20 protein-coding genes are annotated in these 23,956 nt (G+C 65.9%); 9 read left to right on the top strand and 11 right to left on the bottom strand.

Annotated elements, in window-relative coordinates:
* Positions 1-100: 100 nt before the first annotated feature.
* Positions 101-2,284: a reprolysin-like metallopeptidase gene (locus VGV37_RS16295; protein WP_326880756.1), complete on the bottom strand. Its 2,184-nt coding sequence runs from the start codon at positions 2,282-2,284 to the stop codon at positions 101-103.
* Here VGV37_RS16295 and VGV37_RS16290 point away from each other — a divergent pair.
* Positions 2,271-2,501: a hypothetical protein gene (locus tag VGV37_RS16290; RefSeq protein ID WP_326880755.1), complete on the top strand. Its 231-nt coding sequence runs from the start codon at positions 2,271-2,273 to the stop codon at positions 2,499-2,501. The two genes, VGV37_RS16295 and VGV37_RS16290, sit on opposite strands and share 14 nt — an antisense overlap.
* Before the next feature lie 154 nt (positions 2,502-2,655).
* Positions 2,656-4,272 carry a phytanoyl-CoA dioxygenase family protein gene (locus VGV37_RS16285; RefSeq protein ID WP_326880754.1) on the top strand — a complete coding sequence of 539 codons (1,617 nt, stop codon included), beginning with the start codon at positions 2,656-2,658 and terminating at the stop codon, positions 4,270-4,272.
* Positions 4,273-4,278: 6 nt separating this feature from the next.
* Here the strand turns inward: VGV37_RS16285 and VGV37_RS16280 are convergent, their stop codons facing one another.
* Positions 4,279-5,394, bottom strand: coding sequence for an acyltransferase (locus tag VGV37_RS16280; protein ID WP_326880753.1), 1,116 nt, complete (start codon positions 5,392-5,394; stop codon positions 4,279-4,281).
* Between the two features lie 30 nt (positions 5,395-5,424).
* A complete protein-coding gene (locus tag VGV37_RS16275) occupies positions 5,425-6,063 on the bottom strand; it encodes a hypothetical protein (RefSeq protein WP_326880752.1) in 639 nt (212 codons plus the stop codon).
* A 243-nt stretch (positions 6,064-6,306) separates the two neighbouring features.
* Here VGV37_RS16275 and VGV37_RS16270 point away from each other — a divergent pair, with 243 nt between their 5' ends.
* Positions 6,307-8,064, top strand: coding sequence for a beta-propeller fold lactonase family protein (locus VGV37_RS16270; RefSeq protein ID WP_326880751.1), 1,758 nt, complete (start codon positions 6,307-6,309; stop codon positions 8,062-8,064).
* Positions 8,065-8,107: 43 nt separating this feature from the next.
* Here the strand turns inward: VGV37_RS16270 and VGV37_RS16265 are convergent, their stop codons facing one another.
* Both VGV37_RS16265 and VGV37_RS16260 read right to left on the bottom strand, forming a co-directional pair.
* A complete protein-coding gene (locus tag VGV37_RS16265) occupies positions 8,108-9,118 on the bottom strand; it encodes a class I SAM-dependent methyltransferase (protein ID WP_326880750.1) in 1,011 nt (336 codons plus the stop codon).
* Between the two features lie 130 nt (positions 9,119-9,248).
* Positions 9,249-9,614 carry a hypothetical protein gene (locus VGV37_RS16260; RefSeq protein ID WP_326880749.1) on the bottom strand — a complete coding sequence of 122 codons (366 nt, stop codon included), beginning with the start codon at positions 9,612-9,614 and terminating at the stop codon, positions 9,249-9,251.
* Between the two features lie 134 nt (positions 9,615-9,748).
* On the opposite strand from VGV37_RS16260, the gene VGV37_RS16255 reads away from it, so the two are divergent.
* From VGV37_RS16255 to VGV37_RS16235, 5 genes are read left to right on the top strand one after another with little or no spacing between them, the layout of a single operon-like run.
* Positions 9,749-10,699: a metallophosphoesterase family protein gene (locus VGV37_RS16255; protein ID WP_326880748.1), complete on the top strand. Its 951-nt coding sequence runs from the start codon at positions 9,749-9,751 to the stop codon at positions 10,697-10,699.
* A gap of 25 nt (positions 10,700-10,724) precedes the next feature.
* Positions 10,725-11,063 carry a cupredoxin family copper-binding protein gene (locus VGV37_RS16250; protein ID WP_326880747.1) on the top strand — a complete coding sequence of 113 codons (339 nt, stop codon included), beginning with the start codon at positions 10,725-10,727 and terminating at the stop codon, positions 11,061-11,063.
* A complete protein-coding gene (locus VGV37_RS16245) occupies positions 11,060-11,641 on the top strand; it encodes a cytochrome b (RefSeq protein WP_326880746.1) in 582 nt (193 codons plus the stop codon). Before VGV37_RS16250 ends, VGV37_RS16245 begins: the two co-directional genes overlap by 4 nt.
* A gap of 42 nt (positions 11,642-11,683) precedes the next feature.
* The gene (locus tag VGV37_RS16240) at positions 11,684-12,229 is read left to right on the top strand and encodes a sigma-70 family RNA polymerase sigma factor (protein ID WP_326880745.1); all 546 of its coding nucleotides are present in this window, start codon (positions 11,684-11,686) and stop codon (positions 12,227-12,229) included.
* Positions 12,229-13,029 carry an anti-sigma factor family protein gene (locus VGV37_RS16235; protein ID WP_326880744.1) on the top strand — a complete coding sequence of 267 codons (801 nt, stop codon included), beginning with the start codon at positions 12,229-12,231 and terminating at the stop codon, positions 13,027-13,029. The genes VGV37_RS16240 and VGV37_RS16235 overlap by 1 nt, the downstream gene beginning before the upstream one ends.
* Positions 13,030-13,036: 7 nt before the next feature.
* Here the strand turns inward: VGV37_RS16235 and dgcA are convergent, their stop codons facing one another.
* From dgcA to VGV37_RS16215, 4 genes are read right to left on the bottom strand one after another with little or no spacing between them, the layout of a single operon-like run.
* Positions 13,037-14,023, bottom strand: coding sequence for an N-acetyl-D-Glu racemase DgcA (dgcA, locus tag VGV37_RS16230; RefSeq protein ID WP_326880743.1), 987 nt, complete (start codon positions 14,021-14,023; stop codon positions 13,037-13,039).
* A 27-nt stretch (positions 14,024-14,050) separates the two neighbouring features.
* On the bottom strand, positions 14,051-15,682 hold the full coding sequence (locus VGV37_RS16225) for a serine hydrolase domain-containing protein (protein WP_326880742.1): 1,632 nt from the start codon (positions 15,680-15,682) through the stop codon (positions 14,051-14,053).
* Positions 15,683-15,704: 22 nt separating this feature from the next.
* Positions 15,705-17,348: a serine hydrolase domain-containing protein gene (locus VGV37_RS16220; RefSeq protein WP_326880741.1), complete on the bottom strand. Its 1,644-nt coding sequence runs from the start codon at positions 17,346-17,348 to the stop codon at positions 15,705-15,707.
* Between the two features lie 26 nt (positions 17,349-17,374).
* Positions 17,375-19,000 carry a serine hydrolase domain-containing protein gene (locus VGV37_RS16215; RefSeq protein WP_326880740.1) on the bottom strand — a complete coding sequence of 542 codons (1,626 nt, stop codon included), beginning with the start codon at positions 18,998-19,000 and terminating at the stop codon, positions 17,375-17,377.
* An 81-nt stretch (positions 19,001-19,081) separates the two neighbouring features.
* On the opposite strand from VGV37_RS16215, the gene VGV37_RS16210 reads away from it, so the two are divergent.
* The gene (locus VGV37_RS16210; protein ID WP_326880739.1) at positions 19,082-20,341 is read left to right on the top strand and encodes a TetR family transcriptional regulator; all 1,260 of its coding nucleotides are present in this window, start codon (positions 19,082-19,084) and stop codon (positions 20,339-20,341) included.
* Here the strand turns inward: VGV37_RS16210 and VGV37_RS16205 are convergent.
* The gene (locus VGV37_RS16205) at positions 20,327-21,655 is read right to left on the bottom strand and encodes an MFS transporter (protein ID WP_326880738.1); all 1,329 of its coding nucleotides are present in this window, start codon (positions 21,653-21,655) and stop codon (positions 20,327-20,329) included. The genes VGV37_RS16210 and VGV37_RS16205 overlap by 15 nt on opposite strands.
* A gap of 76 nt (positions 21,656-21,731) precedes the next feature.
* Positions 21,732-23,956 (bottom strand): TonB-dependent receptor (locus VGV37_RS16200; RefSeq protein ID WP_326880737.1); only part of this gene is annotated, 2,225 nt, incomplete at its 5' end.

The raw sequence follows: 23,956 nt of genomic DNA, 5'->3' as shown, positions 1-23,956 counted from the left end.
AATTCCTGCGGCGGTCTTCTTATCCCCTGTCCATCCTAACATCAATGACCTGCCGGCCGTTGCGCTCCCGCGCGATCGACGGTTTCCGGGCGATCGGAACTCAAGGAGACTGCAGCGCCACGCTGGTGGCACCCCGCACGGTCCCCCCGGCCGCGTCTTTGAACCGGACGAAAATACGAGCGTTCGCCGGGTCGAAGGAGATCGCCCCGGTCGCGGTGGCGAAGATGCTGAACGTCGGCGTTTCCCCGGCGGCGAAGGCGTGGGTGAGCGTGCTGGCCGGCGGTGCCAGGCACTGTCCGGTGCTGGAGTCGGTCTGGCACAGCGTGAGCGAAGCCGGCAGGACGGCACTGCCCGTATCGGCGGAAACCACGATCGAACCAGCGGTGCCGATGTCGGCGGTCGCCACGGCGAACGCGCCGCTGGTGCCGGTCGGCACGGCCAAGATCCCGTTGTCCGAAGGCGTCAGGGCCAGGGCGATGACGTCCGGCACCGGATTGGCATCGACCGTCAGTTGCAGTGTATTCACCCCCGGAATGACCGTCGGAGAAGTAGCATTGTCGCACGTCGTCACCACGCCGAACGTGCTCGCGACCGGCGACGACAAGCTGGCCCCGACGACGAAGGATTGCGAGCCGCCCGCCGGGATGCTCACGGCCGTTTCAGCCGTTCCCGTCACCTGGTTCGTCTGGCTGCTCGTCGTCTGCCACGTCCAGGCATAGGCTGGCATAACGCCGCCGTCGGTCCGCGCCAGCCCGGTCAGGCGACAGTTCGTCGCCGCCACGGTTCCGCTGTTGATCACCGTCATGAAGAATGTGGCGGTGTGGTTGATTTGCACGGAACGGGAGGACGGCAGGGCCGCGGAAACCAGCGGTGTCGACGCAGCCGCGCCGGTCCGGAACAGGGCGATGTACGGAGCAATCGCATTGATCTCTTTGACGTTGTCGGCCGAATTCGGCGAGGCATCGGCAATCCCCAGCGCGGCACCCTGGTAGGTGAGGTTGGGCGAGCTGTGATAGGGGATGATCGCGCATGTTTCCCCGGCGTCGTCGCATTCATTCGGGTACGACATGATCGTCATGAAGCGATGGGCGACGTCGACATAGCCGAAGTTGAACACGCTGGTCAGCAAGTCGTTCGGATCGTCTTCGTAACGATCGTGCCTGGCCCCCATGTTGTGCCCCAGTTCATGGGCGACCGCATCGGTCAGGCAGCCATTGCCGAAGCTGGTCGAGATGATGTTGTATCCGTAGGGCGCTTCGTAGACCGTCGGCGTGGTGTCGGCATCGTCCAGGATATACGAGACGCCGCAGGCGTCGCTGAAATGGGACCAGACCGACACGAGATCGGCGCCGAGCGCGTCCCGCCGGGTATGGACCGCCGCGAAGCCGCCGGCGCCGGCCTGCAGGTCCGTCAGGATGGTCGACGATGATTCGCCGAGGGTTTCCGTATAATTCGCCTCCATCGTGCCGAGCAGATTCACCCGGACATTCATGCCGGAGTTCGCGAAGACGTTATTGGTATAGGCGACCGCGAGCGAGATCGAGGTCGCGATGTTCGGATCGTCCGCCAGCGCCCTGGGCGTATAGGCGATCAGCAGGCTGACCGTCGTCGCCGCACCCGTCGCGGCGCTGATGACCGGCACCGCGGCGCCGCCATTGACCGCATCGGCAGCGGGTGCTGCGGCCCGTCCCGGCCGGCGCAGCGGATTGACGTGGGGTCGCTTGTTGGCACTGAGCTCGATCACTCTGGTCGAGCCGTCCGCCTGGGAGGCAACGGTAAATGAGCGCGAACCCACGCGCACGCTGCCGGAAATCTGGTCATGGCCGAAGACGAGCGTCGCCTCACCCGCCTCACTGCCCAGCACGCGTCCGGTCCAGACCGTGTTGCCGAGGTTGTCCGTGCTCATGCCGGTCTTGTAGAGGCTGACGACCACATCGTCGAACAGCGGCAGCTTGAAGACCGTGACCTGGGCAGGTACCGGATCCTGGCCGGTCATCCGGCCGGCCGCGACCTTGCCCACTTCGGGTGCCATCAGCATACGGTCGCGATACGAGGCATCGAACTGGACGACGCGGCTGCGCTTGACGAAGCCCGATGCGTCCGGCGCTGGTGCCGCCGTGGAATCCGTGGTGGTGCGGAAAAGGCCGTCGCCGCTTGCCGTCTGCAGCCGAGTGCTCGGCGGCAGCGGATCCAGGACCTCGTGGGGTGCCTCATGCGCCGCCGCGGCCGAGATCATCGCCAGCGGGAGGCAGAGGCAGAATATTCCGCCGATGACGATCCTCATGCGTGCAAAATACGTGTCGATCTTCATGCGCCTGCACCCGCTCCCGGCTTCATCCCACCGTGAGGTTATCGGATGGCCGAACGAATTTTTGATGAATATTTTTGTCCGCGATGAGCCTCGTCGGCGATGGACTTGTGGCATCTTTGAGGCTTCATCGCGATTTGCTGCTGCGCGCGCGCCCGGTCGCCGCGAAAAAATCGTTCGCAACAACTGGTGATGGGTCTGATCGCCGTCAAGCCTCGGGCGGCCGGACCCCGTGCCGCCGAAGCAGCGGGTTGGCAGGCAATATGCCGGCCTATAGAGTCAGCCGCATCACGAGGAACGGATCGGCTGGAGGCGGCGATCATCGATCTATGCATCGGAAACAGACCATGAGCGATACCTCCTCCGCCGCCTGTCCGGCCTGCGAAGGAGCCGGCTGCACGCTGGTCCACGTTTCCCATCCCGACGATCCCAAACTGCGGCGTGACATATGGGAATGCCCGCACTGCGGCTTCCTGTTCCCGCATCCTGCCGTGGAGCAGGCTTGGGCGGACCTGCCGGAGAGCTTTTTCTACGACGACTGGCGCCTGCTCGATCTCGCCGGCATTCCGCATCTGTACGACCATATCATGGCCACCCTGCGACGCCGGGCGCCGGGTTCGATCAGGAGCCACCGGACGCCGAGCATTCTCGAGGCCGGCTGCGGCGCCGGGCAGGTCCTCAACCATTTCCGCGCCCATGGCTGGGCGGCGCGCGGAGTCGAGCCGTGGCGTTCCGTCGCAGCCGCCGGAGCCAAATATCTACGCCTGCCGATCGATCCCGTGAAGCTCGAAGCAGCCGAACTCGAGCCCGCGTCCCAGGATATCGTCCTGTCCCTCGACGTGCTCAATTTCGTGGCAGCGCCCCGCGCTTATGCCGAGGCGTGCTATCGCGCGCTCAAGCCGGGCGGCATGCTGTACCTGGTCGTCCCCAACGCCGCTTCGGCGGAGCGGACCGCCGCCGGCTGGGACTGGAATTTCTTCGTACCCACCAGCCACATGGGCGCCTACACGGCCGACGCAGTCGCTCGACTGATCGGGGCGTGCGGTTTCACCCGTCTGGAGATCACCCCGCACGACGGCACCGCAGACGATCTATTCTTGCGCGTGACAGCCGTGCGGCCCCACGAATCGCTGCTGCGCTGGGAAGACATCGGCGACGTCGTCGACGATGCTGCCGTACCCTTCCTCGATCGCAGCACCGTCGATGCCAGCCGCCTTACCGCCCTGCAGCGTCAATGGCGCGAGGACGGCATGGTGATCCTGCCGAAGCTTCTGCCCAGCGACCTGATCGACCGCTACTGCGCCGTGCGCTCGAAGGTGCGGGAGCCCGGCGGCTGGGTCTCGGAAACCCCCTACCGGCAGGTTCCCGAAATCAAGGATCTCTGCCTCCATCCGCCCCTGGCCGAGTTGCTCGAACATCTGATCGGCCATCCCATGGGGCTGCACCTGAACCTGACGGGCTGGGTCAGCACCGAACGGGACTGGCATCAGGACGATTACCTCAACCCTCCCTTCGTCTCCGGACATTATGCCGCCGTCTGGATGGCGCTCGACCGGATTCATCCAGACGCAGGGCCGTTCCAGTTCGTGCGCGGGTCCCATCGCTGGCCGCTGATCCGCCAGCAGAAGATCTTGCAGCTGCTGGATCATGACGGATCCGATACCAACTGGCCGACCTGGTCCGAGCGCTTGCTGACGCCATTCTTCGAACAGGAGATCGCGCGGCGGGGCGCCGAGGTCGAAGAGTTCCTGGGCGAGCGGGGCGACGTGCTGATCTGGCATTCCCGCCTGCTGCACCGGGGCTCGCTGGCGACCCGTCCGGGCGCGGAGCGCCGGTCGTTGATATCCCACTACAGCGCGATCGATCACCGACCGGACATGGGGCACGCCTCGCGCCATCCGACGGGCGGCTATTTCTTCGATTTCTCGGACGCGTCGCCCCTGCCGCCGATGATGGGCGGATAGGCGGCGCTACGCTCCGTTCGCGACCTCGACGTACCGGGGGCGAAGCTGCATGAACGGTTTCTCGATCGTGTCGTACAGCAAGAGCGAAATTCCGAGAGCAATCGGAACGGCAACGAAAGCCGTCGTCAGCAGGGCGTCGTAGTAGCCCGTTCCAGTCATTCGCAAGTAAAGCCCGTTCGCGATGCAGAGATTTATGACGGTGAAATGGACGAGGTACAGGGAATAGCTGACCACGCCCAACTGAGTGAGCGGTCGGGAAAGCAGCGCCGGCAGCGAGGGACCGATGCGCAGGTAGCAGAGGACGAACACGGCCCAGAAACCGCCCTCGACCGTCGGCCAGAGCAGTTTCCAATGACTGGCCAGCGGCCAGCCGCCGGCGCGATTGAACACCCAGAGGATCAGCAGCACAGCGATGGCGACCGGAAGGAAAACCAGCCTCCCGACCCGCTCGCGCCAGCCGTGGAGCAGATAGAGCCGTGCCGCGATCATGCCGAGGCAGAACTGGTCGATACGGCCGACCACCGTCCAATAGCTGATGTCCCGCGCGATCGCGCCTTCGGAGAACACCGCCAGGCAACGCAGGGCGATGGCGCTCGCGATGATCTGCACCAGAAAGCGCGTGCCGAACCGATCGCTGAACAGGATCAGGAAGGGAAAGATCAGGTAGCATTGGAATTCGACAGCGACCGCCCAGAACATGGCGACCAGATTGCCGCGCTGGGCATTGCTGGCACCGAACGGCTGGATGGTCGCGATCATGTTCGAGAGATCGGTCGGCGCCACGGCGAACGCGACGATTGCGAAGACCAGCAGCAGCGGATAGATCCGCAGAATGCGGGCAAGCAGGAATTTGCCATAGCTCATCGGCCGCCCGACCGTCCCGATCGACAGGATGAAGCCGGACAGGACGATGAACAGGCCGACGCCGCTGTGCCCCTCCTCGATCGTCGCGATGATCGGGTTGCGCGAAATCACCCAATGCTTGCTGGGATCGAAGACCGCACCATGGGCCAGCCGCGCGCCGAACAGCTGGAAGCCATGATAGAAGAAGACCAGCAAAGCCGCGATGCCGCGCAGTTGGTCGACCTCTGGAAGGTACGAGCGGTTGGGGCTGGCGGTCATGCGGCCTGCGTCATCGACGACGGTATCTGATCAGCACCCACGGCCCTTGCAGGCGTTCTGCAGGCTCGTCACCAACCCGACCAGGTTCGCCCGGGCCGTATTGGTCAGCGCGGCCATGTTGGGTGCGTTCGACGATGGCTGGGCGGCGCTGGCGCTCGGGCCGGACAGCGCACCGACCTGGGACGAGGCGCCGGTCGTCGGGCGTGCCGGCACGGCCAAGGCCGGATCGGGATGGGTCGACAGGGCGAGTTGCCCGAGCGCCCGGCTCAATGCCGAGGGCGACGACTGGCGCGCCTGGGCGTCGTGCTGCAGGTTCGCCGGAATGGGATTGGACGAACGGTCGGAACCGTCTCCGCGATCGGCGCTCGGTCCGACGACGAGCAGATGCTGCGGCATGCCGGCCTGGGCCGCGGCATTGCCCGTCTTCAATTCCGCGATATAGCCGTAGTGGCGCAGCAACCGCTTCAGGACGGCCGCCGGCGGCTGATCCGACGCCGGCCAATCGGGTGCTTCGGTCCCGAGCCGATCGATGCCGTCGATCCTGAAATCGTAGGTCTGGCCCATGAGGGCGACCGCGTCGCGTAGCGTGCTGGCGCCGGCCGCGGCCTGCCCGTCCGTATCCGGCGGCGCAGCGGCCCGGACACCGCCGCCGCCCAGGACGATGCTCATGAACACCCCCGCAAGGAGCGCGGACGCCGGTTTATCTGAAAGACTAAAGCCCATGCTGCACTTTATGGTTGCGCGGTAAGGGCGTCAAGCAGTTCGGCCATTCAAGCACACTTGCAAGGGATAGGTAGAAACTCACGCATAAGAAGCGCCAACCATTATTGCGGGCACTCTCAACACGCCGTGATTGCATAGTATCTGGCAAATAGTTATGGTGATCGACAAAACAATGATCTGGTGACAGCCATGCGCTTAGACCGCTTCCTTCCGCTGCTCGGCACCGTAATGGTGGCGTCCCTGGCAGGTATCCTGCCGGCGGATGCGCAAAACGCATTCATCACCAATACGGGCGACAATACCGTGTCGATCGTCGATGTCCCGAGCGGAACCGTGATCGGCGCGGTTCCCGTCGATTCCGAACCGCAGGGCGTCGCGGTCGCCCCGAATGGAACGACCGCCTATGTGGCGAGCCTGTTCGGCGGCGTCTCGGTCATCGATGCGGCGCAATTTCCCCAAACGGTCACGGCGACGATCGCCACCGGCACCTTCCCGCCGGGTGTGGCCCTGTCGCCCGACGGCACCAGGGCCTATGTGACCAACGGGCTGACCAGCACGCCGGAAGTGTCGTTCATCGACACGTCGAACAATACCGTTACCGCGAGCGTCGCCGTGCCCGGCACGCCTGCCGGCGTCGCGGTCTCGCCGGACGGCACCAAGCTCTATGTCGCGAACGGAACGACGGGCGGCCTCGTCTCGGTCGTCTCGACCACGACCAATTCCCTGATCGGATCGATCTCGGTCGGCGACAGCCCCGACGGGGTCGCGATCACGCCGGACGGCAGCAAGCTCTATGTCACCCAATTCCTGAACTCGGGCTCGGTGACGGTGATCAATCCAGCGACCGGCCTCGTGACAGGCTCGATCGTCGTGGGCGGCGGTCCGATCGGCGTCGCGGTTTCGCCGAACGGCACCCAGGTCTTCGTGGCCAACCACAACGACAATAACGTTTCGGTGATTTCCACCGCCACCAATACGGTGACGACGACCATACCGGTCGGCCAGGGTCCGTTCGGCGTATCCTTCACCACGGACGGCGCGAAGGCCTATGTCGCGAACAAGACCGACAACACGGTGTCGGAAATCGACGTCGCCTCGGACACTGTCGTGAAGACCATCGCGGTCGGCAGTGCGCCGGCGGCCTTTGGCAGCGATTTCATCGGCAAGGCGCAGCCGGCATCGGTCCTGCTGTCGGCGGTTCTGCCCGGCGGCCGGTCGGTCCAGGTCGGCTCGACGGCGACGATTTACGCGACCATCCTGAACACCGGCGCCAACGCGCTCAACAACTGCCGGATCCTGCTGCCGACCTCGGCGCCGTCGGGCATGAGCATGTTCTATGAAACGACCGATCCGTCGACCAACACCGCGAACAGCGGGCAGAACCCCCCGGTCTCGATCGCGGCCAACGGGTCGCAGACCTTCGTGCTGGCGTTCCAGGGCTCGTCGGGCGCCCTCGACCCGTCGCAGCCGCTGCTGTTCGTGTGCGGCGGCACGACCTACGCCCCCATCACGCTCGGCGTGAATTCGATAGACCTGCAATTCTCTACGACGCCGGTGCCCGACATCATCGCCCTGGCGGCAACGTCGAGCGCCAACGGGATCGTCAATGTGCCGTTCTCGGCCCAGCAGGCCGGCGCCTTCGCCGTCGCCAGCGACAATATCGGCGCGGCCGCACCGATCACCGCAACGGTCGATACGGGAAGCGCCACCCTGCCCATCATCGTCACGATGTGCCAGACGAATGGTTCGGGCCAGTGCCTGGCTCCGCCGGCATCGTCGGTCGCGCTCGCCAACTATGCGACTGGCCAGACGCCGACCTTCTCGATCTTCGTCACGGCCACTGCGGCCGTGCCGCTGAACCCCGGATCATCGCGCGTCTTCGTCCGGTTCCTCGACTCCAACGGCCTGTCGCACGGTTCGACCAGCGTCGCCGTCCAGACCAACTGAGCCAACGAGGGTCTTTCCCGCAGGCCGGGAAAGACCCTCGCCTTCAGGGCCGTCGAGGATATTGCCGTGACCGTTCCGCAAGGCCGGTCAGGCCGCGGTCGAAACTGGTCAGCACGCTGTCCGGCAGCTCGGCAACCTTGCGCGACAAGATGCACGCGTTGCCGAAGCCGGGATTGAACGGCAATTGAAGATGCGGCCCCTCCCGGTGCTCGGGATACAGCTGCACCGGATTGATCATGGTCGCCTCGACCACCTCGAAGCCGAAGAACGGCCCGAACAGGATCTGCAGGCCGTGGTCTGAGAACCGCCAGAAATCATTGGGATATTCGTGGATCGGCCAGGCTTGGGGCGCGCTGTGGAACACATGCCCGCCCGGCTTCAGCACACGGTTGATCTCGGCCGCGACGATCCAGGGCATGGCCAGATGCTCGAGCACCGAAAGCGAAAACACCGCATCGACCGCGCCCTCGCCCACCAGGCTCGACAGGGCATGGGCATCGCCCACGACGTCCACGCCCGGCGCCGGATGGATGTCGAAGCCGATGTAGTTCCCGGCACCCGGGAAATTGCGCCGGAAATCGACGCTCGCACCGCCGACGATGCGGGATCCGATCTCCAGGATCGACAGATGCCGGTCGTTGACCATGTCGATGAAGTCGAGGAAGAACGGCGGCCCGCCAGGCGCCCAAGGCTTTCCGGGCTGCTTCAGGGGTGGCGGCAACTCGCGCCGGGGCAGTTCCACGGCCAAGGTGCGCCGACCGGCCTTCGTCGCCACCTCGAAGCCGACCGGAACACCCGGACGGCAGGCGACATAGACCTCGAACCCGCTATGGACGACGTGCGGATGGTCGGCAAAGAAATTGAGCAGGTCGGGCCGGTCGTGGAAATCCACCACCCGCGCGCTGTCGGGGCCGACATGAACCGTCAGCGCGTCGAGCCGATGCTGGTGGCAATGCAGCCAGCCTTTCAGATAGAGGCCGTAGGCATCGCACCAGCACTGGTCGATGTAATAGGCGACTTCGAACGGCGGAACGGCATCGGCGTGATCGTTCATTCCCGACAATCGCTTCCGCCCGACGCCGGGCGCCTCCAGTTCCAAGGGGCCGCCGGCATCGTTTACCGCGTCGCTCGTCCCGCAAAAAGCGAAATAGCGCCACCCGATGGATCGGGTGGCGCCATCGGCCCTAGAAACGGGTGAGGCGGCTCGCCTCCGCCGTGCTCTTGTCGGAAGAGGCCAGCCCGAACACGATCGTGTCATCGCTGGACCGGAAGTCGATGAGTGCCGCCAACCCGCTGTAGGTGTCCGCGAGCGAGCAGCCGGTGACGGTCATGGTCGCACTCTCGGCGTTGAAACCGGCCGCGATCACCGAGACGATGCCGGCGTAGTGGCAACCATTGTTGTTGGCGTCGGTCCTGGAGCCCGTGAAGTTGCGGGCGCTGTCGAAGGTGCCGGTAACGCTGGTCGAATCCCGGATATTCCAATTGCCGACGCGCGTCGTCGTCGCCACGAGCAGAATCTGTTCGCGGTTCAGATGTTTGAACCCTTCCAAATTCCGCCGGTTCTCGCAAATCCTCGCCCTGCGCACGCCATCTTTCCGATCGCGCATAAAAAGCTGCGACGCCCGCGAATAAAGCGAGCCGCCCCTCGGTAGACGCTGCAGCAACAAGCCGAACGAGGGTCGTGATGGACGTGACGAACGAGATCGAGGACGCGGCGGGACCACAGCGCCGCGGGTTCCTGAAATGCATGCTCTGGGCTGGCACCGGCGTGCTCTGGACGGTGAGCGGCGGCGTGCCGCGTTCCATCCTGATGGGCGGCGGCGCCATGGCCGCGACGCCGGCCAGCGGCGAGTTGAGTTTCGTGCAGATCAGCGATAGCCACATCGGCTTTGCCAATCCGCCGAACATGGACACGCCAGGCACGCTCCGCGAGGCGGTGGAGCGGGTGACGCAGCTCAAGGGCAAATCCTCGCTGCTGATCCATACCGGCGACGTCAGCCAGCTGTCGCGCGCCGACCAGTTCGACACCGCCGAGCAGATCATCAAGGGCGCCGGGCTCGACACCCACTACGTCCCGGGCGAGCACGACGTGCTGGACGAGGACGGCAAGGGCTTCTTCGAGCGGTTCACCAAGGGCGCCGCCAAGGGCTATTACAGCTTCGACCAGCAGGGCGTGCATTTCATCGGGCTGAACAACGTCCAGGACCTGAAGGCCGGCGGCCTGGGCAACCTGGGCCAGGAGCAGCTCGAATGGCTGGAAAAGGATCTGGCCGGCCGCCCGAGCAGCCAGCCGATCGTCGTGTTCGCCCACATCCCGCTGTGGACGGTCTATCAGGAATGGGGTTGGGGCACCGACGACGGCACCCAGGCCCTCTCGTACCTGAAGCGGTTCGGTTCGGTGACGGTGCTGAACGGGCATATCCATCAGGTCATGCAGAAGGTCGAGGGCAACGTGGCATTCCACACCGCGCTGTCAACCGCGTTCCCGCAGCCGGCGCCCGGCACGGCCCCCAGCCCGGGGCCGATCAAGGACTTGCCCCCGGGAAAGCTGCGGTCGGTCCTGGGCGTCACCAGCGTTCGGCAAGTCCAGGGCAACGCCCAGCTGGCGATCGTCGATACTCCGCTCGCCAACTGATCCCATTTTACAGACGAGAGACATCATGCGCCGACGTTTATTTGCGCTGACCGGATTGATATTCAGCACCGTTCTATTGAACAGCAGCGTCGTTTCCCTGGCCTGGGCGGAGGACGCCCAGGTCAATATCGATAATTTCTCGTTCGCGCCGGCGCAATTGACCGTCGCGGCCGGGACGAAGATCACCTGGGCCAACCGCGACGACATCCCGCACACCATCGTCGATGCCGGCGAGCCCAGGACCTTCAAATCGCCGGCACTCGATACCGGCGACGCGTTCTCCTACGTGTTCTCGACGCCCGGGACCTACCACTACTTCTGTTCCCTGCATCCCCACATGCAGGGAACGGTCGTGGTGCAATGACACAGCCTCCTGCCCGCCACGGCTACGGCGGCGCCATGCGGGCGATCCATTGGATCACGCTGGCGCTGCTGGTCGGTGCCTATGCGCTGGCCTGGTCGATCGACGGCGCGTCATCGCGCGACCAGGCCGCATGGCTGCGCATGGTGCATCGATCGTTCGGCCTGACCATCCTGTTGCTGACGGTGATCCGGCTCGGGTGGCGGCAAGTGTCGCCCGCGCCGGCATTGCCCGACAGCATGCCATGGGCGCAGCGGATCGCGGCGAAGGGCGTGGCGATCCTTCTCTATGTTCTGCTGTTCCTGCAGCCGTTGCTGGGCCTTGCCGCGAGCCAGGCGCACGGCGACCGGGTCGGGTTCTTCGGCCTCTGGACCTTGCCGTCGGTCATGGCGACCGATCGCGCGCTGTCCCGACAGTTGTTCGCCCTCCACGGCACGGTGGCGCTCGTGCTGCTGGCGCTGATCGCGCTCCACGCGGGGGCGGCCCTCCATCACCATTTTATCCGCCGGGACGATCTGCTTCGTGGCATGCTGCCGAGCCTGCGCCGCTCGCCCGGGCAGAGCGATTTGCCGGGGGTATGACATGTCCCAGCGCACACCGGCCACCAAGCGCCAAGGCCTAGAATGACGGAAGCCGCGGAGGCCGCTCCGCCGTTCGAGCAGATCGTGTTGCCCCATCTCGATGCGGCGTACAATCTCGCGCGATGGCTGGTCCGTGACCGGTCCCTGGCCGAGGACATCGTCCAGGACGCGGTGCTCCGCGCGCTCAGGTACTTCCCGTCGTTCCGCGGCGGGGACGGCCGGGCATGGCTGCTGCAGATCGTCCGCAACACGGCTTATTCGACGTTGAAGGCCCGGCGCCCCGGCACGGAGGTGCCGGTCGGCGGCGGCGCCGAGGACGAGAACGGCGAAGGCTTCGGCCTGGACGTGCCGGATCCCGGCCCGGATCCCGAGGCGGCCCTCGCCCAGCAACAGGACCTGGCCCGGCTCGACGCCGCCCTCGCCGCCTTGCCGATCGAACTGCGCGAGTGCCTCGTGCTGTGCGAGCTGGAAAAGCTTTCCTACAAGGACATCGCCCGGGTCACCCAGGTGCCGATCGGCACCGTGATGTCGAGACTGTGGCGCGCACGCCGGGCGCTGATGCGGCTGCATGCCGTGGGAGGGTTCTGATGACGACCGATGACTGCGCGGAAGTGACCTTCCTGCTGCAGGCGGATTTCGACGGCGAACTCGACGTCGGCGGCTCCGCACGGGTGGCCGCGCACGTGGCGAATTGTGCGGATTGCGCGGCGAAGCAGGCGGCGCTGGGCGACCTGTCGGGCCGGCTCGGCACGGAAGCCTCGTATCACGCGGCACCCGATCGGTTGCGCCGGTCGATCGAAACCGCACTCGCCGCATCCAGGACCGCGGCGCCGCCCGCGCCCATTCCGCTGGCTCGCCCGGCGGCAGCCTCCCGGGTCAGGGCCGCCGGCGGCTGGCGCGCGCGCGCCCTGCCGTTCGGCGCCGGCGCCGCGATGGCGGCCGTGCTGGCGCTGGCGATGATCCTGCCGCGCGGCGGCGACCTGACCGACAGCGTGGTCTCCAGCCACATCCGCGCCCTGCAGCCCGGCCATCTGATGGACGTCGTCTCGACCGACCAGCATACCGTCAAGCCCTGGTTCGATGGTCGGCTCGACTATGCACCGCCGGTCAAGGACCTGGCGTCCCAGGGGTTTCCGCTGATCGGCGGACGATTGGACTATCTGGCCGGCCGTCCCGTCGCCGCCCTCGCCTATCGCCGCGCGCAGCATGTCGTCGATCTCTACGTCTGGCCGAGCTCGAGCACGATCGAGTCACCGCCGGGCAGCGGCGAGCACAGCGGCTACAACTACCTGCGCTGGACCCAGGACGAAATGGTGTTCTGGGCGGTTTCCGATTTGAACAAGACGGAACTGGGCGAGTTCGCCGACCGGTGGCGCGCGTCGCCCTGACCGGCGGTCAACCCCAGAGCCGCTCGCTGTACGGATGCAGCAGGTTGCCCTCGTAGCGCATGCCATCGGGCACGTCCTGCTGCAGGAACAGCGGCGCGTCGAGATCGACCACCTCGCACAATTGCCCGACCAGGAACGCTGGCGCCATGGCGAGCGACGTGCCGCTCATGCATCCGACCATCAGCTTGAAGCCGGCGGCTCGCGCCGCGCGCGCCAGAGCCAGGCCCTCGGTCAGGCCGCCACTCTTGTCGAGCTTGATGTTGATGAATTCGTATTTCCCGGCGAGCCCCGGCAGCGACGAGCGATCGTCGCAGGCCTCGTCGGCGCAGAGCGGCACGGGGCCGCGATAGCCGCGCAACGCCTCGTCGTCCTTGGCCGGCACCGGCTGCTCGATCAAGGTGACGCCCAGGTCGGCCAGCCGGGGCGCCAGATCGGCGAGATCGGCGAATTGCCAGGCCTGGTTGGCGTCCACGATCAGGCCCGCCGTCGGTGCCGCGGCACGGATCGCCTCGACCCGCTCCAGGTCGCCCCGGTCGCCCAGCTTGATCTTGATCAGCGCGCCCGGTCCGAAGGCGGCGGCCTTCGCTGCCATGCGGGCCGGCGTGTCGATGCCGATCGTGATCGTGGTCTTGAGCGGCCGCAGCGCCTCGAAGCCGGCGAGCCGCGCTGCACTGATGCCCTGCTGCTTCGCCTCCAGATCCCAGAAGGCGCAGTCGAGCGCGTTCCTGGCACCGCCGGTCGGCAGCAGGGTCTGGAGGCTCTGGCGCGTGAGTTCGCCGGCCTCCGCCGCCGCCCGCACCTGGGCGATTTCGGCGCGCATGGTCTCGACGGTCTCGCCGGCATAGCCGACGCCATCAGCCTCGCCGCGCCCGACGATGCCGTCGCGGCTCAGGATCACGAGCACGGTATTGGCAACGGAAGCGGCGCCCCGGGAAATCCGGAACGGCTCGAAATACGGGTATGAGACCGGCGCGTCGGTCAACAGAAGAGCCATCATATCCTCGCGTGCGAAAAAAGCGGATCAGATCCGGGTGAAATGCAGGTGGCGGGTTCGCCCGGTGTCGAACCAGAAGGCCGTCGCCTGGCCGTTCGTGCGCTCGACCGAGACCCCCGCCGTTACCGGCAGGAACGGGTTGGTGCATTGGGCGCCGAAGATGTCGGTGGTCAGCGGATCGAGGCGGTACGGCATCCGGCCGGTGCGGCCGCGCAGGTCCATCCGGATTTCGCCGTCGACCAGCTCGATCGTCGCCGTCGCATCCATGTCGTGACAATAGTAGCGGCCCGGCAGCCCATCGGCCGCGACCGCCGGCTCGGGCGGCGTGTCGGGCAGGCGCAAGGCCGTCTCGTGGCTGCCGCAATAATCGACGTCGAGGCTCCGGGTCTTGCCGCCCACGGCATCGCCCGGCCGGATGACGAACTGGCCTGAGCCGGAGAATTCCAGGCCGAACGCGCCATCGGACAGCGGATAGACCGGCATGCCCGGCGTGTTGCACAGCGAGAAGCCCAGCTTGCCGTCGGCGTCGAGCAGCCCGTACAGCATGTGCGTCCGGGCGACGTAGTAGCGGCCCAGATGCTGGGTGACGGTAGCCTGTTCGATCTTCGGCACGGGCGGCGCCAGCACGTCGGCCAGCAGCAGGTCTATGACGCGTTGGGCATGCGCGCTGGGGCTGACGCCCCCATCGACCCGGTTGGCGATGATGATGATGTCGAGCGCCTGGGCCGGCACCGTCAGCATCTGGCACGAGCCGCCCAGCAGGCCGCCGGCATGATGCACCGTCTCGACACCGCGATAGGTCTGGCGTTCCAGGCCCAGGCAATAGGTGCCGACCGTACCGTTGGTATAACGGGTGGGCGTCAGCATCTGCGCCCAGCTGGCTTCGCTGCCGATCCGGTGGTTCGCCGACCGCAGATGGGCCAGCCAGATCAGCATGTCGTCGATCGTCGAGACGATGGCGCCGTCGCCCTTGCTCTCGCCGCCCAGGTTGCCGCGGACGAAGCCGCCGCCCGGACGCGGCATATGCAGGGTGGCGATGCCCGGCACCAGCTCGCGGTCCGTCGGCACCGCAAGCGTGTCGACCATGCCCAGCGGCTGGAACAGCCGTTCTGAGAGGAACTGCTCGAAACTGCGTCCGCTCGCCCGCTCGATGGCCAGCGACAGCAGGCCGTAGCCGCCGTTGCTGTACATCATCTGCTCGCCCGCCGGGAAATTTACTCCGGTCTGCCGCACCATGTAGTCCAGGCTGTCCTGGCCGGCGAGGTCGGAGAAACCGTTGGAATAGAACGACAGGTCGAGCGCGCAGCGATAGCCGCCGGTATGGTTCATCAGCTGGCGCAGGGTCGGCTCGGGTTTGAGCGCGGGCAGCTCCGGAATGTATTGCCGGATGCTGGCATCGATCTCCAGCTTGCCGTCCTCGGCCAGCAGCAGGCAGGCGAGGGCGGCGAAATGCTTCGTGGTCGAGGCGATGCGCATGCGCGTCTTCGGCGTATTGGCGAGCCCGCTTTCCAGGCTCGCCAAGCCGAAGCCCCGGCGGTAGATCACCTGGCCCCGATGGGCCACGCCGACGACGAGCCCGGGCTCGTCGCTGCGGTTCCATCGGGCGAACAGCTCGTCCAGTGCCGCCACCGGGTCCTGCGGTTTGGGATCTTCGGTCATGAACTCTCTCCCTCGGCGGCGGTCACAGCCGGGTGAAGCGCAGGTGGCGGGTACGGCCGGTATCGAACCAGAGGGTCTGCGCTTCGCCATTCGCGCGCTCGACCGCCAGACTGGCGATCAGCGGCAGCATGGGATCGGTGCCGTTCGCCCGAAAGACCTCGGCGGTCAGCGGATTGAGGCGATAGGCCACGTGACCGGATCCGCCGCGCACATCCATCAGGATCTCGTCCTGGGCGAACGTGACCGTGGCCGTCGCATCCATGTCGTTGCAGTAGTAGCGTCCGGGCAGACCGGCGGCCGCGACGGCCGGCTCGGGCGGCGTATCGGGCAGGCGCAGGGCCGTCTCGTGGCTACCGCAATATTGGATGTCGAGGCTCTGGGTCTTGCCGTCCTTCGCAGCACCTGGGCGGATCACGTATTGCGCCATGCCGGACAGCTTCATGCCGAAGGCGCCATCGGCCATCGGATAGACCGGTATGCCCGGCGTGTTGCACAGTGAGAAGCCGAGCTTGCCCGCACCGTCCGGTACGCCGAACAGGTTGCTGTCGAGCAACCCATAGAGCATGTGCGTCCGAGCAACGTAGTAGCGGCCCAGATGACGAGCGATGGTATCCTGCTCGATCTTCGGTTCCGGCGGCGCCAGCACCTCGGCCAGCAACAGGTCGACGATGGCTTCGGCCTGTGCGCTCGGGTTCACGCCGCCGTCGACGCGGTTGGTGATGATGATGATGTCGAGCGCCTCGGCCGGCACCGTCAGCATCTGGCAGGCGCCGCCCATCAGGCCGCCGGCATGATGCACCGTCTGGACCCCGCGGTAGGTCTCGCGTTCGAGGCCCAGGCAATAGGTGCCGACCGTGCCGTTCGCATAGCGTGTCATGGTCAGCATCTGCGCCCAGCTCGCCTCGCTGCCGACCCGATGCTTGGCCGACCGCAGGTGGGCGAGCCAGATCAGCATATCGTCGACGGTCGAGACGATGCCGCCGGACCCGCGGCTTTCACCGCTCAGATAGCCACGGACGAAGCCGCCAGCGGGACTCGGCAAGTGCAGGGTGGCGATGCCCGGAACCAGCTCGCGGTCGGTGGATGCGACCAGCGTGTCAAGCATGCCCAACGGCTGGAAGATCCGTTCCGCCAGGAATTGGGCGAAACCCTGCCCGCTCGCCCGCTCGATCGCCAGCGACAGCAGCTCGTAGCCGCCGTTGCTGTACATCATCTGCTCGCCGGCCGGGAAATTCACCCCGGTCTGCCGCACCATGCCGTCCAGGCTATCCTGGCTCGTCATCTCGCCGAGGCCGAACGACATGTCGGTCGGACAGCGATAGCCGCCGGTGTGGTTCATCAGCTGGCGCAAAGTCGGTTCGGGTTCGAGCGCCGGCAACTCCGGCACATAGGTCCGGATGCTGGCATCGATATCGAGCTTGCCGTCCTCGGCCAGCAGCAGGCAGGCAAGGGCCGCGAAATGCTTCGTGGTCGAGGCGATGCGCATGCGCGTCTTCGGCGTATTGGCGAGCCCGCTCTCGAAGCTCGCCAGGCCGAAGCCGCGGCGGTAAATCACTTTGCCGCGGTGGGCCACGCCGACGACGAGGCCCGGCTCGTCGCTGCGGTTCCATCGGGCGAACAGCGCGTCGAGCGCCGTCACGGGATCCTGTGGCTGATCTTCGGTCATGATCGATTTCCCCCTCTCGGCGACGGTCACAGCCGGGTGAACTGCAGGTGGCGTGTCCGGCCGGTATCGATCCAGAAGAGGTCGACCTGGCCGCCGGTGCGATGCGCCGTGATCGACAGCGGCAACGGCAGCAGCGGATCGTCGGCCATCCCGGCGAAGACGTCGCGCGACACGGGCATGAGCTTGTAGACCGTCCGACCGTACTGGCCCTGCAGCGCCAGACGCAGATGGCCGTCGACGAGAGTCACCGTCGCGCCGGCGCCCTGGTCCGGCCCGTCATAGCGGCCGACGAACCCATCGGCCGCCGCCGCGGTCTCCGGCGGCTCGTCGGGCAACCGTTCCGCCGCCTCCTGACGACCGCAATAATCGACCACGATCGAGCGGGACTTGCCCTCGACCGGATCGTTGGCCCGGATGACGAAGTCGCCCATGCCAGGGATGCTCAAGGCGAAGGCACCGTCCGCCCCGGCAGTGAGCGGCATGGCCGGAGAATTCGACAAGGAAAAGCCCAGCTTGCCATCGGTCACCGACAGCCCGTAGAGCAAATGGGAGCGGGCGCCGTGATAGCGGCCGGCCACAGCCTCGCCGACGGTTCCCTCGACCTTCGCCGACAGCGGATCGAGCGCATCGGCCAGCAGGATGTCGATGATCTTCAGGGCCAGGCCGGACGGGTCGGTGCCCGACCGGTTCGCCATGATGATGATGTCGAGCTCGTGGTCCGGCACGGTCAGCATCTGCGACTGGCCGCCCATGACACCGCCGGCATGGTGGATCGTCTCGATGCCACGATAGAATTCGCGCGACAGGCCCAAGCAATAGTTGCTTTCGGTCCCGCTATTGTAGCGCGGCCGGGTCAGCATCTGCCGCCAGGTCTCGGCACCGCCGACGCGATGGTCGGCCGCGCGCAGATGACGGATCCAGCCCAGCATGTCGTCGATGGTCGAGACGATCGACCCTTCGCCCTTGATCCGCACGGGGAAGATGCCCCGCGTAAACGACCCGTCGGCGGCGGCGTTATGCAGCGTCGCCATGCCGGACAGCAGTTCGAGATCGCTCGAATGAGCGACCGTGTCGGTCATGCCCAGCGGCAGGAAGATGCGTTCCTTCAAGAACGCCTCGAAGCTGAGCCCGCTCACCCGCTCGATCGCCAGCGACAGCAGGAAGTAACCGCCATTGCAATAGATCATCTCGTCGCCGGGCGCGAAGTTTCGATCGTGCTGCCGCACCATGAAGTCGAGTGCGCCACCGTCCGGTATGGCGGAGATGCCGCTCGAATACATCGCGAGATCGATGAAGCAGCGCAGGCCGCCGGTGTGGTTCATCAATTGGCGCAGGGTCGGATCGGGGTCGAACGCGGGCAGTTCCGGAATGTAGGTCCGGATGCCGGCGTCGATGTCGAGCTTGCCCTCTTCCGCCAGCAGCAGGGCCGCGAGGCAGGTGAAATGCTTCGTGGTCGAGCCGATGCGCATGCGGGTCTTCGGCGTGTTGACGAGGCCGCTTTCCAGGCTCGCCATGCCGAAACCGCGCCGGTAGATCACCGCGCCGCGATGGGCGACGCCGACGACGAGGCCGGGTTCGTCCATCCGGTTCCATTTGGCGAACAGGGCATCGAGTCCCTCCGCCGGGGTCTGCTGCTTCGGATCGTCCGTCATCCTCGATACTCCCGATCATCGCCCGGCGGGTTCTGACGCCGGAAAGTAGATTTCCAATTTGAACATCGCAGGATCATGCGTATGATTGCGTTGTTTTGGTTGGTGAACCTACCGATACATATCCTCTCGGTGACCGACATCGTCAAGCGATTTTTGGTTAGACAACCAACAAAGGTGAAAAGCGTGCGGAAACCCGGATCCAAGAAGTCGCAAGAGCGTCTGCGCCACATCATCGAGGCGGCGCTCGCCTGTTTCGCGCGTAGCGGATTTGCCAAGGCGACCCTCGCCGACATCGCTCATGAGGCGTCGATCAGACCCGGCCTGTTGTACTATTACTTCAAGTCGAAGGAGGATCTTATTGCCTATGCGATTCAGGATACCTTCGCCAGAAGCAAGGAACTGGGCGACCAGATCATTCATGCGCCGAACACGTTGGAAGCCATACTCGATACGATGTATGACGAAAATCACGAAACAATGCTCGATGACTTGAAGATCTCCGAGAGAATCACGATGGAAATTCTGTCGGAGGCGATGCGAAACGAGCGAGTTCGCGACATCGTGGTGGAACATTTCCGCGGCACGGCGCTTTTGCTTAAGGGAATACTGGAGATCGGCCAACAAAGAGGCCAGGTGGATCCGGCCGTGAATCCCGCGGATGTCGCGACCCTCTGGACGGCGACGAGCATCGGCGTTCGCGTGGTCAATGCGCTGGGGTCGCGCGGAGAGGCCGAGAGGCTGTTCGCGAACTCGAAAGCGCTGTTTCGCGGCCTGCTTGCGCCAGGCGTTCCGCCGAGAATCTTCGGCGTCCCGCAATCGGCCGCATCTGCCGCTACCGCCTCAGACGATTTCATATCGGAAAATAACAATGAATTCATATCGGAATCCTCCGCGTATCCCCCCCACGTCACACTCGAGCCCGCACAGGCGACCGAGGAAGTCCGCACGCGGCGACCGATCGGCGAGATCCTGCGTCTGAAGCACGAGGCCGGATGGTCCGACAGCGCCATCGCGCGCCGGCTCGGCACCTCGCGGGCGATCGTTGCGGCCTGTATCCAGCGTGCCGCGGCAGCGGCATTGCAATGGCCGCTGCCGGCCGGCCACGACGACGCCGCGCTCGATCTCCTGCTGTTCCCGGGCTCCGGCGCCGTCGCGGGCACCCGCCGCAAGCCCCAGCCGGATTGGCCGTCGATCCACCGGGCCCTGCAGGCACCGGGCGGAACCCTGTCGCAGCAATGGACGCTCTATCGGGCCGCGGCCCAGGGCGGATACGGCTTCAGCCGTTTTTGCGACCTCTACCGCGCCTGGCTGGATCGGCCGGCCTCCTCACTCGACCGCTAGGGCAGCGCGGTCGGCCGGCGGCTCGCTCGCCGAGCCGGCCCGGCGCAGCAGCGGCAGGCTGACGATGGTCAGCACCAGCGGCAACAGGCCGAAGCCGGTCCGGAAGATCTCGCGTCCCATGTCGGTCATGGCGGCGTCCGGCGAGGCGCCCGAAAGATCGACCAGAAAGCCGCAGAGCAGGCCGCCGATGGTGTCGCCGATCTTGGTGCCCGCGAACAGGATGCCGAGATAGACGCCGATCGAATCCACGGCGACGCCCTTGTGCGGCATCTTGGCCGCGTCGATCGTGGCCGATTGGATGAGCAGCGCGTAGCCGCCGCTCGACAGGCCGGCGAAGGCGCCGGCGGCGACCGTGGCCCAGGGCGGCAGGAAGGTTGCGGCGTAGAAGCCGCCAACGGCGATGACCATGCTCCAGGTCGCGAGTTGCAGCGCCCGCGTCGGGCCGATCCGCGCCGAGATCCAGGTCATGACCGGGATGCCCAGGATCGTCGTGACCAGCACCGAGGTATAGAGCTCCGACAGCAGATCCGGGCCGCCGCCGACCAGGTAGCGATTGGAATAGGGGAAGATGGTATTGAGAAAGGCGCTGACGATGCCGGACAGCAGCAGCACGAAGAACAGGGCGTAGAACGCCTTGTTGTCGATGGTCGTGCGGACCGCTTCGAGCAGCGGCAGCGCCTCGCGCTTGGCGCTGCCGGCACCGATCGGAACGCGGCCGGTCAGAACCAGCATGACCACCAGGGGGCCGATGCCGATGCCCGCAAAGATCAGCGCCATGATCGCATAGCCCGCCCGGTCGCCGCCGCCCCAGGCCAGGACCTGCGGGGCCGCGATGCTGGCGCCGATGGCACCCAGCGTACTCGCGATGTTCCGGGCGCCCAGCAGCCCGGTCCGGGCGGCCGGGTCCGCCTCCATGTCGTCGGCGAGCGCGGTATGCCCGACCAGGAAGACCGTGGTCAGGGTCGAGTTGAAGGTCAGCGCCACGGCGATCGTGACGCCGGCGACCCAGACCGACCCCAGGAATGCCGCACCGTAGATAGCGACGAGGGCAAGCGGGAAGCCCACCACGCCCACGAGGATCAACGGCCAGCGGCCACCGAAGCGATGGGAGATGGTATCGCACAGGCCGCCGACCGGAATGTCGATGAAGACGTCCCAGACCTTCGGGATCGCCATGATGATGCCGGCGACCACGGCCGAGATGCGGAGCGTGTCCGTCATGTAGATCATCATGAACATGGCCATCGGCACGCCGATGATCCCGAGCCCGAACGGCCCGATACTGTATCCGAACCGCGTTGCCGCGCGACGCATGGTTGGCCTCACTTGCCTGGCTCCCGAAGACGTAATCCGGCTCGACCGGTCGCGGACGCTCGAGCCGGATGGGCGATCAAAACTGGGTGGTGACCTGCAGCACGACGCTGCGGGGCTGGGTGATGTAGCGATATTGCGGGCCGCCGGAGGAGACGAAGCCATTGGTCGCATTGGTGATGCCGCGCCGATCGAGCAGGTTCTTCACGAACAGCGTGACGCTCCATTTCTCGTCCTGGACGCCGGCCCGAAGATCGATGAGCTCGTAGCCCGCCATGCGGATGTTGGGATCGGTCGGCGTGTTGCGGTATTCCGAATTGCGCGGGCCGATGTAGGCGATGGTGCCGCCGACCACGCCGTCCCAGTCGGCGTACGCAGGAAAGGAGTAGTCAGCGGTGGCCGCACCGGACCACCGCGGCACGCTCGCGAGAAAATCGCCCTTGACCGCGCCGATCGCCGGCACGTCATCCTCAAGCACCGCGCGGGTATAGGAGCCGTTGAGGCCGAGATGCAGGCCGCTTATCGGCGTATAGCCGACGTCGAATTCCAGCCCCCGGCTCTGCGCTTTACCGCCGTTCGCCGTATAGCCGGCGCCGTTGGGCGTCGTGGCCGTGAGCTGGATCGAATTCCAGTCGATCTGGAACGCGGCCACGTTGAAGGTCAGCTTCTTGTCCAGCAACTCGGTCTTGAGACCGGCTTCATAGTTCCAGAGCGAGTCCGGCCCAAACGTGTGCGGAACGACATCGCCGCCGGTCAGCGCTGGCGGCAGCACGACGTTCGGGCCGCCCGGCCGATACCCGCTGGAGGCCACACCATAGGCCGAGATCACGTCGTTGATCCGCCAGCGCGGCGTTATGGAATAAGTCCAGCTGCTATCGCCGGACGAGTTCAGCACATCGATCGCCGTGGCACCGCCCTCGGCCTCGGTCTCGTGGAACGCCTGGCGGTTTCGGCTCCAGCGGGCTCCGAAGCCCAGGTCGATATCATCGGTGAAATAATAGTCGATATTGCCGAAGCCGGCATATTCGCGGAACCGGCTGGGAGACCAGGCATCGATGATATCCGTAGAGGATCGGCCGCTGGGCGTCAGCGACACGATGGATTGCCGGTCGTTCGACCATTCGTAAGTATAGAACGCGCCGGCCAGCCATTCGAACCGATGGTTCTGCGGCGAGGCCAGACGGACTTCCTGCGTAATCTTCGACGTGTCGTTCGTGAACGGGAAGCCGTAGATACCGGGACCAAGCAAGGGTGCATATTGCACGGTCGCATCCGATAGCTGATAGCTGCGCCCGGCGCCATAACTGGTCGAAGAGGTCAGCGTCGCCCAGTGCAGGTTCCAGTTGACGGTCAGGTTGTGCAGCTGATCTTGGAAGGTGAAACGCTCGCGAAGATGCCGGCTCTGCTCCAAGTCGCCATAGAGCGGCTTTCCGGTTACGGGATTGTAGTCGATGGTCGGCGTGCCATCGTCATGAATGTCCTGCAGCAGGCTGGTGAAGCGGATCGACAGGTCGTCCGTCGGCGTGAACAGCAGCGAGAAGCGCCCGCCGGTGACGGTGTTGCGCCCTTCGTCGTCGTTATGCGTGCCGATGTCCTTGATGAAGCCGTCGGCGCTACGGTCGTAAACCGTCGCGCGGAACGCGAGCTTGTCGGACACCAGCGGCACGTTGATCATCGCCTTGCCGCCGGCGGTCAGGCCGCCGCCGTCGATGCCGCCGAGATCGACCTCGGTCCGGGCGTCGAAATGATTGGGATCGGGCGCATTCGTCACGTATTTCATAACGCCGCCCATGCTGCTGGCGCCGTAGAGCGTGCCCTGCGGGCCGCGCACGATCTCGACGCGCTGCATGTCGAACGCATCGGTGTCGGGCGCCAGGACGGGGCCGGACAGGCTGCTGCTGCTGCCGATCGGCACGTCGTCGATATAGGTGCCGACCGTGACACCCGATCCGGCATTGCCGGTCGTGATGCCGCGCAGGGTGACGCCGGACTGTCCCGGCCGGGTCGTCTGTTCCGACAGGCCCGGCACGTAGACCGAAAGATGGTCGAGGTCCTGCACGCCGAGCGACTGGAGCTTGTCGCCGCTCAACGCCGTGACCGATGCTGGAACGTCCTTCAGCTTTTCCTCGCGCTTTTGCGCCGTGACCAGGATTTCCTCGGTGGCGGGCGCCGCCGGCTTGGTACCGGCGACGGGGGGTGTGCCGGGATCGGCGGGCGCGGTCTGCGCCAGAGCCGCGAAGGGCGCGCTGGCGATCAGCAGCGCCATCGAGCTTACGAGAGTGCGATGGCGTGCGAGCGCCGTTC

The sequence above is a fragment of the Aliidongia sp. genome (genome assembly GCF_035943795.1).
Lineage (GTDB): Bacteria > Pseudomonadota > Alphaproteobacteria > ATCC43930 > CGMCC-115725 > Aliidongia.
The sequence above is the reverse complement of the archived record's forward strand: the minus strand, read 5'-3'. Positions and strand labels throughout refer to the sequence as shown.

Excerpts from the sequence above, each read along its gene's own strand:
- dgcA (WP_326880743.1), bottom strand. The coding sequence starts at position 14,023 with ATGGCTCTTCTGTTGACCGACGCGCCGGTCTCATACCCGTATTTCGAG.
- VGV37_RS16250 (WP_326880747.1), top strand. The coding sequence starts at position 10,725 with ATGCGCCGACGTTTATTTGCGCTGACCGGATTGATATTCAGCACCGTT.
- VGV37_RS16225 (WP_326880742.1), bottom strand. The coding sequence starts at position 15,682 with ATGACCGAAGATCCCAAACCGCAGGACCCGGTGGCGGCACTGGACGAG.
- VGV37_RS16220 (WP_326880741.1), bottom strand. The coding sequence starts at position 17,348 with ATGACCGAAGATCAGCCACAGGATCCCGTGACGGCGCTCGACGCGCTG.
- VGV37_RS16240 (WP_326880745.1), top strand. The coding sequence starts at position 11,684 with ATGACGGAAGCCGCGGAGGCCGCTCCGCCGTTCGAGCAGATCGTGTTG.
- VGV37_RS16255 (WP_326880748.1), top strand. The coding sequence starts at position 9,749 with ATGGACGTGACGAACGAGATCGAGGACGCGGCGGGACCACAGCGCCGC.
- VGV37_RS16270 (WP_326880751.1), top strand. The coding sequence starts at position 6,307 with ATGCGCTTAGACCGCTTCCTTCCGCTGCTCGGCACCGTAATGGTGGCG.
- VGV37_RS16285 (WP_326880754.1), top strand. The coding sequence starts at position 2,656 with ATGAGCGATACCTCCTCCGCCGCCTGTCCGGCCTGCGAAGGAGCCGGC.
- VGV37_RS16205 (WP_326880738.1), bottom strand. The coding sequence starts at position 21,655 with ATGCGTCGCGCGGCAACGCGGTTCGGATACAGTATCGGGCCGTTCGGG.
- VGV37_RS16275 (WP_326880752.1), bottom strand. The coding sequence starts at position 6,063 with ATGAGCATCGTCCTGGGCGGCGGCGGTGTCCGGGCCGCTGCGCCGCCG.
- VGV37_RS16245 (WP_326880746.1), top strand. The coding sequence starts at position 11,060 with ATGACACAGCCTCCTGCCCGCCACGGCTACGGCGGCGCCATGCGGGCG.
- VGV37_RS16295 (WP_326880756.1), bottom strand. The coding sequence starts at position 2,284 with ATGAGGATCGTCATCGGCGGAATATTCTGCCTCTGCCTCCCGCTGGCG.
- VGV37_RS16210 (WP_326880739.1), top strand. The coding sequence starts at position 19,082 with ATGATTGCGTTGTTTTGGTTGGTGAACCTACCGATACATATCCTCTCG.
- VGV37_RS16290 (WP_326880755.1), top strand. The coding sequence starts at position 2,271 with ATGACGATCCTCATGCGTGCAAAATACGTGTCGATCTTCATGCGCCTG.
- VGV37_RS16235 (WP_326880744.1), top strand. The coding sequence starts at position 12,229 with ATGACGACCGATGACTGCGCGGAAGTGACCTTCCTGCTGCAGGCGGAT.
- VGV37_RS16280 (WP_326880753.1), bottom strand. The coding sequence starts at position 5,394 with ATGACCGCCAGCCCCAACCGCTCGTACCTTCCAGAGGTCGACCAACTG.
- VGV37_RS16265 (WP_326880750.1), bottom strand. The coding sequence starts at position 9,118 with ATGAACGATCACGCCGATGCCGTTCCGCCGTTCGAAGTCGCCTATTAC.
- VGV37_RS16215 (WP_326880740.1), bottom strand. The coding sequence starts at position 19,000 with ATGACGGACGATCCGAAGCAGCAGACCCCGGCGGAGGGACTCGATGCC.